This window comes from Pseudomonas protegens, assembly GCF_003732485.1.
In the GTDB taxonomy this organism is placed as follows: Bacteria; Pseudomonadota; Gammaproteobacteria; order Pseudomonadales; family Pseudomonadaceae; genus Aquipseudomonas; species Aquipseudomonas protegens_B.
The window spans coordinates 35,434-44,904 of sequence record NZ_MOAK01000030.1 but is presented as its reverse complement, the minus strand read 5'-3'; the positions used below and the strand labels follow the sequence as shown (position 1 = coordinate 44,904).

11 protein-coding genes are annotated in these 9,471 nt (G+C 62.3%); 6 read left to right on the top strand and 5 right to left on the bottom strand.

Annotated features, from left to right (window positions below; translation table 11 throughout):
* Positions 1-319 (top strand): potassium transporter TrkG (locus tag BLX41_RS34420; protein ID WP_311197413.1); only part of this gene is annotated, 319 nt, incomplete at its 5' end.
* On the opposite strand, the gene BLX41_RS04355 is transcribed toward BLX41_RS34420, so the two are convergent.
* Positions 276-1,337, bottom strand: a complete 1,062-nt coding sequence (locus BLX41_RS04355; RefSeq protein WP_123723912.1) for an AraC family transcriptional regulator — start codon at positions 1,335-1,337, stop codon at positions 276-278. The two genes, BLX41_RS34420 and BLX41_RS04355, sit on opposite strands and share 44 nt — an antisense overlap.
* 159 nt (positions 1,338-1,496) lie before the next feature.
* On the opposite strand from BLX41_RS04355, the gene BLX41_RS04350 reads away from it, so the two are divergent.
* Both BLX41_RS04350 and BLX41_RS04345 read left to right on the top strand, forming a co-directional pair.
* Positions 1,497-1,808: an Mpo1-like protein gene (locus BLX41_RS04350; RefSeq protein WP_025132224.1), complete on the top strand. Its 312-nt coding sequence runs from the start codon at positions 1,497-1,499 to the stop codon at positions 1,806-1,808.
* 95 nt (positions 1,809-1,903) lie between these two features.
* On the top strand, positions 1,904-2,494 hold the full coding sequence (locus BLX41_RS04345; RefSeq protein WP_123723911.1) for an HD domain-containing protein: 591 nt from the start codon (positions 1,904-1,906) through the stop codon (positions 2,492-2,494).
* Positions 2,495-2,516: 22 nt separating this feature from the next.
* Here BLX41_RS04345 and BLX41_RS04340 read toward each other — a convergent pair whose 3' ends face one another.
* Positions 2,517-3,338, bottom strand: coding sequence for a UDP-2,3-diacylglucosamine diphosphatase (locus BLX41_RS04340; protein ID WP_123723910.1), 822 nt, complete (start codon positions 3,336-3,338; stop codon positions 2,517-2,519).
* Between the two features lie 132 nt (positions 3,339-3,470).
* On the opposite strand from BLX41_RS04340, the gene BLX41_RS04335 reads away from it, so the two are divergent.
* Positions 3,471-4,280: an AraC family transcriptional regulator gene (locus tag BLX41_RS04335; protein WP_123723909.1), complete on the top strand. Its 810-nt coding sequence runs from the start codon at positions 3,471-3,473 to the stop codon at positions 4,278-4,280.
* Between the two features lie 56 nt (positions 4,281-4,336).
* Positions 4,337-5,230, top strand: a complete 894-nt coding sequence (locus BLX41_RS04330) for a DMT family transporter (protein ID WP_123723908.1) — start codon at positions 4,337-4,339, stop codon at positions 5,228-5,230.
* Here the strand turns inward: BLX41_RS04330 and BLX41_RS04325 are convergent.
* The gene (locus tag BLX41_RS04325) at positions 5,224-5,511 is read right to left on the bottom strand and encodes an Rdx family protein (protein ID WP_123723907.1); all 288 of its coding nucleotides are present in this window, start codon (positions 5,509-5,511) and stop codon (positions 5,224-5,226) included. The two genes, BLX41_RS04330 and BLX41_RS04325, sit on opposite strands and share 7 nt — an antisense overlap.
* A 72-nt stretch (positions 5,512-5,583) precedes the next feature.
* Between BLX41_RS04325 and BLX41_RS04320 the strand changes: the two genes are divergently transcribed.
* Positions 5,584-7,773: a patatin-like phospholipase family protein gene (locus BLX41_RS04320; RefSeq protein WP_123723906.1), complete on the top strand. Its 2,190-nt coding sequence runs from the start codon at positions 5,584-5,586 to the stop codon at positions 7,771-7,773.
* A 97-nt stretch (positions 7,774-7,870) separates the two neighbouring features.
* Here BLX41_RS04320 and BLX41_RS04315 read toward each other — a convergent pair whose 3' ends face one another.
* Together BLX41_RS04315 and BLX41_RS34415 are read right to left on the bottom strand one after the other, a co-directional pair.
* A complete protein-coding gene (locus tag BLX41_RS04315) occupies positions 7,871-8,305 on the bottom strand; it encodes a MarR family transcriptional regulator (protein WP_102864082.1) in 435 nt (144 codons plus the stop codon).
* Between the two features lie 119 nt (positions 8,306-8,424).
* Positions 8,425-9,471, bottom strand: a 1,047-nt coding sequence (locus BLX41_RS34415; protein ID WP_259744400.1) for an RQC domain-containing protein, incomplete at its 5' end; no start/stop codon positions are given.

The window sequence follows — 9,471 nt, the reverse complement described above, 5'->3', positions numbered from 1 at the left end:
GCAGAAGTACAACGGCCATCGCCTGGACGAGGAAATCGTCCGTTCGATCCTGACCTTCTCGTTCTTCTTCGCCATCACCATCTGCATGATCGCCCTCGCCCTGTCGCTGCTGGGCCTGGACTGGATGACCGCCCTGACCGGCGCTGCCAGCACCGTATCCGGGGTGGGCCCGGGCCTGGGAGAAACCATTGGCCCGGCGGGCAACTTCTCCACCCTGCCCGACGCCGCCAAGTGGATCCTGTCCCTGGGCATGCTCCTGGGCCGGCTGGAAATCATCACGGTGTTCGTGCTGTGCATTCCGGCGTTCTGGCGTCACTGATCGAGCCCGGCAGCGCCAGCAACCGCGCCCGGTACTCACCGGGCGTGACATCGAACCAGCGGCGAAACGCACGGAAAAAATTGCTCGGATCGGCAAACCCCAGCAGGTAGGCAATCTCCAGCAAGGTCATGCGCGGCTGCGCCAGGTACTGCTCGGCCAGCTCGCGGCGGGTGTCATCGAGCAGGGTCTGGAAGCTGGTGCCCTCCTCCTGCAAGCGGCGTTGCAACGTACGCTGGGACAGGTGCAGGGTCTGCGCCACCATCTCGCGCTTGGGCTCGCCCTGCGGCAGCAGACGGCACAGCACTTGGCGTGCCTTGTGGGTCACCCGGCTCTCGGAGAAACGCGCCAGGTATTCGCCGGCGAAGCGATCGTGTAACAAGGCCATGGCCTCGTTGGCAGTAGGCAGGGGCGCTTCCATGTCGGCTCGCTCGAAAATCAGCGCATCAAAGGGTGCAGCGAACACCAGTGGCGCATGGAACATGTCTTTGTAAGGCTGTACATCCTGCGGTTGCTGCCCTTGCAACAGCACTTTGCGCGGTTGCAGGGCGCGCCCCGTCAACCAGCCACACAAGGCCAGGGCGCAGGCCAGCGAGGCCTCGGAGCTTTGCCGGGTGGGGGGTAGATGATCACCATTCACCGTCAGGATCAGTGCATAACCCTCAGGTAAAAGACGGAAACTCAGGTCAGCGCTTTCGGCAATGATCCGTTGATAACGCACCAGACGCTGAAAACCCTCTGCCAGGGTTCGACTCGACATCAGTGCATAACCGGCCACATGGAAGGACGCCGGGCGAACCACCTTGCCCATGTTCAGGCCAATCGCCGGGTTGCCGGACAACTCGACAGCGCGCTGCCAGAGCCGCGTCATCGAATCCTGGGTGAAGCGCGCGTCGGGGTCGTCGAGGGCGCCATAGTCGAGCCCCAACTGCTTGAACAAAGCGCAGCAATCCAGGCCGTCCATCTCCAGGGCCTTGACTATTCCCAAGGCCCAGCTTGCAGAAGTCGTTCGTTCGCTCATGAGGATTTCTTACATGATGAGCCGCATGCTACGGCCAATTTCCCAAGGATACTAAAGTGGCGCCTATTGTCACTGGCCAGCGCCGCCAAGGACTCTAGACTCAAATAAGCTCCCCGCAGAACATCCGCTCACAGAACAACAAGCACAGAGATCGCGGCCATGGAAAACATCCGACAGTTCAACAGCTTCGCCGAGTTCTACCCCTATTATCTGAGTGAACACAGCGACAGCACTTGTCGTCGCCTGCACTTCATCGGCACCAGCCTGGTGATTTTCCTCCTGGCCTTTGCCATCGGCAAAGGCGCCTGGCTGCTATTGCTGGCCTTGCCGGTTGCCGGTTATGGCTTTGCCTGGGTCGGGCATTTCTTCTTCGAGAAAAATCGCCCGGCCACCTTCCAGCATCCGCTGTACAGCCTGCTGGGGGACTTCGTCATGTACCGCGACATGATTCTCGGCAAGGTGCCCTTCTAGGCCCGGCCGGACAGCAAGCCGTCCCGTACAGCCACTGCAGTGACGGGATGCAGGCATACACTCCAGTCCAGCCCATAACAACAAGAGCCTGGCCGATGAATGCTCACGCACGCTTCACCCACATGCAGGACGGTACCCAGGAAGACTGGGCGATCATCGCTGCGGATTTCACCGCCTACGCCAAACAACTGCCGGCGCGAATCCTCACTCATCTGCAATTGCTGGAGGGCGACTTCGGCGGTTTTCCGGTGGACCGCCTGACCCATTCCCTGCAGACCGCCAGCCGTGCCTGGCATGACGGACGCGACGAGGAGTATGTGATCTGCGCCCTGCTCCATGACATCGGCGACACCTTGGGTTCCTACAACCATCCGGATATCGCCGCGGCCATACTCAAGCCCTTTGTCAGCCCGGAAAACCTGTGGATGGTGGAAAAGCACGGAATCTTCCAGGGCTACTACTTCTTTCATCACCTGGGCATGGACCGCCATCTGCGGGACCAATTCCGTGAGCATCCGCTGTACCAGCGCACCGCCGAGTTCTGCGCCAAGTACGATGCCGCAGCCTTCGATCCCGACTACGAAAGCCTGCCCCTGAGCTTCTTCGAACCGATGCTGCAACAGCTGTTTGCCCAGCCCCGAACGTCGCTGTACAAGGCCGCGATGGAACAGTCCAGCCCCACCTGAAGCCTGATCGACAAGCTATCGCTCAGGCCGGCTCCGCCACCTTCATGCGCTCGGCCTTGAGCTGCGCTTCCCGGGCCTGGGCCTCGGCCAGGCGATAGAGTTCGATGCTGCCGTCCCAGTGCTCGATCAGGGCTGTGCAGGACTCTACCCAGTCGCCGCAATTGAGGTAATCCACCTCGCCCACCTTACGGATCTCGGCATGGTGAATGTGGCCGCAGACCACCCCGTGCAACTCGCGCTTGACGCACTCGTGGGCAATGGCCTCCTCGAAGTCGCTGATAAAGCTCACCGCAGTCTTGACCTTGTGCTTGAGGTAGGCCGACAGCGACCAGTAACCGTAGCCATAGCGCGCCCGCCAATGATTGAGCCAACGGTTGAGGGTCAGGGTGAACTCGTAGGCCGAGTCGCCGAGAAAGGCCAGCCAGCGGTGATATCGCGTGATGACGTCGAACTGGTCACCGTGGATCACCAGCAGATGGCGACCGTCAGCGGTGACGTGCACGGCTTCGTCCACCAGTTGGATGTTGCCCAGTATCAGCTTGGAGTAACGGCGCAGGAATTCATCGTGATTGCCAGTGACGTAGATCACCTCGGTGCCGCGCTTGCTCATGGTCAGCAAGCGGCGGATCACATTGGTATGGGCCTGGGGCCAGTACATGCCGCCCCGCAGCTTCCAGCCATCGATGATGTCGCCCACCAGATAGATGCGGTCGGCCTGATACCCCTTGAGAAACTGCGCCAGGTGTTCCGCCTGGCAATCCCGGGTGCCCAGGTGCACGTCTGAAATCCATAGGGTCCGTACCCGTTGCTTGCGGCTGGGCTTGGCGAGTTCGGCATGGGTCATGGACGCTCTCCGGGATTTTTTGCGAGCTTGCGCCCCAGCGATTAATAGCCCATGACAAAAATGCGGCAGTGCGATGACAGCGCGAACCGTCCGACCACCGGTGTAGACTGCGGATCTGCCAAGGAGACCGTGATGGAATCTATCCTCACCCTGCGCCACTACAGCCACGACCTGATCGCCCACAGCCACGAACATGCGCAACTGGTGTTCGGCCTGCGTGGCCAGCTCGATTTCGAAGTCGAAGGCCAGGGCAGCCAGGTGCAGCAGCAGAGTTTTGTGGTGGTGCCGGCCGGTGCCCGGCATGTCTGCGGCAGCCCCAGCGGAAGCCATTGCCTGGTGTTGGACATACCCGGTGAACACTGGGTGCAACAATCTTTGGGCGAACATGCCGAGGCCAGCCGGCGTTTGCTCGATGCACCCCGGCATCGGGTCCTGGGGCCGAGCCAGAGCCGCCTGGTCAACTGGCTGGCGGACAGCCCGGTGGACGACCCCTTGATTGCCCAACAAGGCGCAGTCCTGCTGCTGGCCAGCCTCAACCATTGCGCCGACAGCCAGCCTGGCGAGCGCCGCCTACCGTATAGCGCCCTGAATGCCCATATCGATCGCCACGCCGCCCACCCCTTGCAGGTGGCCGACCTGGCCCGTATCGCCGGGCTGTCCGCTGCCCGTCTGCATGCACGGTTCATCACCGAGTGCGGGGCCAGTCCCATGGAGTACGTGCGACGCCGGCGCCTGCACATGGCCCTGGAACTGTTACGCGGATCCGCCTTGCCCATGGGCGAAATCGCCAGCCGCGTGGGTTATAGCTCCCAGAGTGCCTTTGCCGCGGCGATACTGCGCCAGTACGGCCACTCGCCGCGCCAACTGCGCCAGGGGGCAGACGCTAATCCCTCGACAAAAAACGCCAGGATCGCGACAGACCAGCAGGTCGCCTGCCCGTAGACTCAGCCCATTGCCGCCTAAGGCCATTACTGCCCGTCTTGTGGTTAAGGAAAGAAATGACTCCGCGTACCGCTCTTGGTGCCCTGCATATCGGCGCCCTGATGTTCGGCCTCACCGGCGTGTTCGGTAAGCTGGCCGCCGCCTCGCCTGCCGTTATCGTGTTCGGCCGCGCCGCCTTTGCCGTGCTTGCCTTGGGCTTCTTTGCCCGACTGGCCAGCAATACTCCCTGGCAGAAACTCGTCGCCGGCGACTGGCGGCGCCTGCTGCTCAGCGGCCTGCTGCTGGCCGGTCACTGGGTGAGTTTCTTCGTCGCGGTAAAAGTTGCCGGGGTGGCCATTGCCACCCTGGGTTTCGCCAGCTTCCCGGCCTTCACGGTGATTCTCGAGGGCCTGATCTTCCGCGAGCGAATCCGCTTCAACGAGATTCTGCTGGTAATCCTGGTGAGCATCGGCCTGGTGCTGGTGACCCCGAACTTCGATCTGGCCAGCCAGGCCACCACCGGCTTGCTCTGGGCCGTGGGTTCGGGCTTGCTGTTCGCCCTGCTGTCACTGAACAACCGCGCCAGCTCCGGACGTATTCCTGCGGTGCAGGCGGCCCTCTGCCAGAACGTGGTGGTAGCCCTGTGCCTGTTACCGGTGGCGGCACCGGAGCTTGGCCAGGTCCGGGCCATGGACTGGCTGTGGATCAGTCTGCTGGGAATCTTCTGCACCGGTCTGGCCCACAGCCTGTTTGTGGCCAGCCTGGCAGTGATCAAGGCACGCACCGCGGCGGTGGTCTTCGCCCTGGAACCGGTCTACGGGATTACCGTGGCCTGGCTGCTGTTCGGCGAAAATCCGACGCTGCGCATGCTGATGGGCGGGGCCTTGATCATCGTTGCCATTGTGGTTTCAAGCCGCCTGTCGGCGGGCTCGGGCAGCAAGGCGGCCACGGCTGAAGCCGGCTCTCACTGAGTACGATCGTTGTGGCCCAGGTCGCGTTCCGGATCGATCTGGTCGCGGACCCTTTGCTTGAGTACCTTGGCCTCGGGAAAGCCGCCGTCGGCCTTGCGCTCCCAGATCTGCACGCCGTTGCAGGTGATGCGGAACGTGCCACCGGTAGCAGGCTCCAGGGACACTTTGCCCAAGTCATCGCTGAACGTGCTTAACAACTCCTGGGCCAGCCAGGCAGCTCGCAATAGCCATTGGCATTGGGTGCAATAGGTGATGACCACTTCGGGTTTACGTTCAGTCATGGTACGGCCGACTCCTGAGTTCAAGGGCGTCGCTATAATAGCCGGCTTTATCGCCCGTCCCCGAGAACCACGATGCGCCGCCTGCTGTCCTGCCTGTTCCTCTGCCTGCTACCCCTGCTCGCTCAATCCAGTGAAGCGCCGCGACCGAAAATCGGTCTGGTGCTGTCGGGAGGCGCTGCCCGCGGTCTGGCGCATATTGGCGTACTCAAGGCCCTGGAAGAGCAAGGGATCCGCATCGACGCTATTGCCGGCACCAGCATGGGTGCAGTAATCGGCGGCCTCTATGCCTCGGGCTACAAGATCGACGAGCTGGAAAAACTGGCCCTGGACATCGACTGGCGACAGGCCTTGTCCGATGCCCCGCCCCGGGAAGACGTGCCCTTCCGGCGCAAGCAGGACGATCGGGATTTCCTGGTCAAACAGAAACTCAGCTTTCGTGACGACGGCAGCCTGGGCCTGCCCCTGGGGGTGATCCAGGGCCAGAACCTGGCGTTGCTGCTGGAAAGCAAGCTGGCCCACGCCAGCGATACCCGGGATTTCGACAAGCTGCCGATCCCCTTCCGGGCCGTGGCCACCGACATCGCCAGCGGCGAAAAGGTGGTGTTCCGCAAGGGCCACCTGCCCCAGGTGATCCGCGCCAGCATGTCGATCCCGGCGGTGTTCGCACCGGTGGAGCTCGATGGCCGGCTGCTGGTGGATGGCGGCATGACCGACAACATTCCCCTGGATGTGGCCCGGGACATGGGGGTCGACATTGCCATCGTGGTGGACATCGGCACCCCGCTGCGCTCACGCAAGCAGCTCAATACCGTGGTCGACGTGCTCAACCAGTCCATCACCCTGATGACCCGGCGCAACTCCGAGGTGCAACTGGCGGCGCTGCACAAGGACGACGTGCTGATTCAGCCGTCGCTGTCGAGTTTCGGCGTCACCGACTTCGGCCGTGCCCAGGAGGTGATCGACGCCGGTTATCGTGCCACGCGCATCCTTGATGCCCGCCTGGCACGCCTGCGTCCGGCCCATCCGCTGGATGCAGAGCTGACCGCCGCGCGCCAGCCCAGCCAGCGCACGCCGATCATCAGCGCGATCAAGGTGGAGAACGACTCCAAGGTCAGCGATGACGTGATCCGCTACTACATCCGCCAGCACATCGGTGAACCGCTGGACCTGGGCCGCCTGGAAACCGACATGGGCACCCTGTACGGCCTGGACTTCTTCGAGCAGGTGCAATACCGCGTAGTGCACAAAGGCCAGGACAACACCCTGGTGATCAGCGCTCGGGGCAAACGCAGCGGTACTGACTACTTGCGCCTGGGCCTGAACCTGTCCGACGACATGCGCGGCGACAGCGCCTTCAACATCGGCGCCAGCTATCGCATGAACGGTATCAACAGCCTCGGCGCGGAATGGCTGACCCGGGTGCAGATCGGCGACCAGCAGGAAATCTACAGCGAGTTCTATCAACCATTGGATGCCGGTTCACGCTACTTCATTGCGCCGTTTATTGCTGCCGAAGCGCAGAACGTCGAGGCGGTGCTGGATAACGACCCGATCGCCGAATACCGCCTGGAACGCTACGGCCTGGGCCTCAATCTGGGGCGGCAGATCGGCAACAGCGGCGAAGTGCGTTTCGGTGTGGGCGAGGCCTGGGGCAAAGCCGATGTACGGATCGGCGACCACAACCTGCCCAGCGAGAATTTCAATGAGGGTTACTACCAGCTGCAGTACTCCTTCGACTCCCTGGACAACGTCTACTTTCCCCACTCTGGTGAAGACATCGGCCTGACCCTGCGCCAGTTCGAACCGAGCCTGGGTTCGGACAATCGCTACCGACAGTGGGAGTTCAAGCTCGACAAGGCCTTGAGCAGCGGCCCCAATACCTTCGTCCTGGGAGGGCGCTATGGCCGAACCCTGGACAATGCCGATGTCGTGACCTCCAGTTTCCTCCTGGGGGGCGCACGGCAGTTGTCCGGTTTCCGTCAGGACGCCCTGTCCGGGCAGAACATCACCCTGGCCCGTGCCGTGTACTTTCGCCGACTCACACCGCGCTCCTACCTGCCACTGGATTTCCCGCTCTACCTGGGCGGCTCACTGGAGCGCGGGCGGGTGTGGAACAACGACAACGCCTTCGACAGCGGCTATATCAATGCTGCGAGCATCTTCCTGGGCTTCGACACACCGTTGGGGCCATTGAACTTCAGCTACGGCTTCAACGACGACAACCAGAAGGCCTTGTCGCTGAACCTTGGCCAGACCTTCTGACAGGCGCACAAGTGCCGCACCGGACAGCGCAATCAGCAAGATTCAGGGGAACGCGAAGACAGGACGAACCGGGGTCAGGCAACCCCGGCTGAAGGCATCAGGATTTTTCCAGATTAGCCAGGATGCGCCCATGAACGCGCATGCAGACCCGCAGGTCTTCGTCGTCGACGCCAATGAACAACTCATGGCGCAAGGCAGTGGCGATGGTCTCGATCTGCTCGATCAAGGGCCGCGCCGAAGGACAGAGGACAATTTTCTTCGCTCGGCGATCTTCCACCACCGATTGGCGCTGGACCAGGCCCTGGGTTTCCAGGCTATCCAGCAGCCGAGCCAGGGTGGGTCCTTCTACGCCAACGCTTTGCGCCAGCTCACGCTGGGTTGGCGCGTCTTCGAAACGGGCCAGGTGCAGCAGCACCAGCCAGCGGGCCTGGGACAGGCCAAGCCCGGCCAGACGGCGGTCCAGTTCAGCACGCCAGCCGCGAGACATATGCGCCAGCTGCATACCAAAACGGTGTTCATCGGTTAACGGCATAAAACACTCATGATCAGACTGAAAATGAAGAAAAACTAATTATTAGTCAGCTAAGCATGACCCTTGCCCGGAGGCAAGGCCTGTAAGGGACTGAATCGTTACAACATTGACGCACCCCTTCACATTTCAAACTCCGACTCCAAGGCCGCACGCACGCAATACAACACCCCTTCCGGCACTCGTCCGGCGAACACCGGGATAACTTCGGCCACCGGCGGCAACTCGCCCTCGCCGTCGAGGAACGCGTCCTGGATTTCCCCCAGCAGGTCCTCCGGCAAGTCCAGGGCCTGTTCCAGGGAAAGTTGTTGCTTGCTGATCGCCTCGGCCAACAGGGTATAGACGTTCTTTTCCGTGCACTGCAACTGGCCGGCAATCTGCACCGGGGTCATCCCGGCACGCGCCAGGGTGATCAGTTCGTGGCGGAGGTCGGCAACCACCTTCGGCGCCTCGACACCACCCCCCAGAACTTCGAGGAAGGCTGCGCCATAACGCTCCAGCTTGCGCGCACCCACGCCGCTGACCTCGGCCATTTCCGCCATGGAGCCGGGCTGGCTGCGCAGCATCTCGAGCAAGGTGGAATCGGGGAAAATGACATAGGGCGGCACACCATGCTCTTCCGCCAGCTTGCGCCGCAGGGCTCGCAGCGCCTCCCATTGCTCGCGCTCCTCGCCCCGTACCAGTTGGCTGGCCTGGCTGGTGCTGCTCTTCGGAGTGCTTTGCGGTTTGAGATCGCGTCGCAGCTCCAGGGTTACCTCGCCCTTGAGCAAAGGCCGGCACGTGTCGCTCAGGCGCAGACCGCCGTAACCTTCCAGGTCGATGTCCGCCAGCCCGCGAGCCACCAGTTGGCGGAACAGAGAGCGCCATTCGCCTTCGCTGCGGGCCTTGCCGACCCCGAACACCGACAAGTGCTGATGACCGAAGCTGCGGACCTTTTCCGTATCCTTGCCCAGCAGCACGTCCACCAGATGACCGACGCCATAACGCTGACCGGTGCGATAGATGGCCGACAGTGCCTGGCGCGCAGGCTCGGTGGCGTCCCAGGTTTGCACGCCATCGACGCAGTTGTCGCAATGGCCACAGGGCTGGGGCATGTCCTCATCGAAATAGGCCAGCAACGTTTGCCGCCGGCAACGGGTTTCCTCGCACAAGGCCAGCATCGCATCGAG

Coding starts and splice junctions, on each gene's coding strand:
- BLX41_RS04320 (WP_123723906.1), top strand. CDS start 5,584: ATGCGCCGCCTGCTGTCCTGCCTGTTCCTCTGCCTGCTACCCCTGCTC.
- BLX41_RS04330 (WP_123723908.1), top strand. CDS start 4,337: ATGACTCCGCGTACCGCTCTTGGTGCCCTGCATATCGGCGCCCTGATG.
- BLX41_RS04340 (WP_123723910.1), bottom strand. CDS start 3,338: ATGACCCATGCCGAACTCGCCAAGCCCAGCCGCAAGCAACGGGTACGG.
- BLX41_RS04350 (WP_025132224.1), top strand. CDS start 1,497: ATGGAAAACATCCGACAGTTCAACAGCTTCGCCGAGTTCTACCCCTAT.
- BLX41_RS04325 (WP_123723907.1), bottom strand. CDS start 5,511: ATGACTGAACGTAAACCCGAAGTGGTCATCACCTATTGCACCCAATGC.
- BLX41_RS04335 (WP_123723909.1), top strand. CDS start 3,471: ATGGAATCTATCCTCACCCTGCGCCACTACAGCCACGACCTGATCGCC.
- BLX41_RS04315 (WP_102864082.1), bottom strand. CDS start 8,305: ATGCCGTTAACCGATGAACACCGTTTTGGTATGCAGCTGGCGCATATG.
- BLX41_RS04345 (WP_123723911.1), top strand. CDS start 1,904: ATGAATGCTCACGCACGCTTCACCCACATGCAGGACGGTACCCAGGAA.
- BLX41_RS04355 (WP_123723912.1), bottom strand. CDS start 1,337: ATGAGCGAACGAACGACTTCTGCAAGCTGGGCCTTGGGAATAGTCAAG.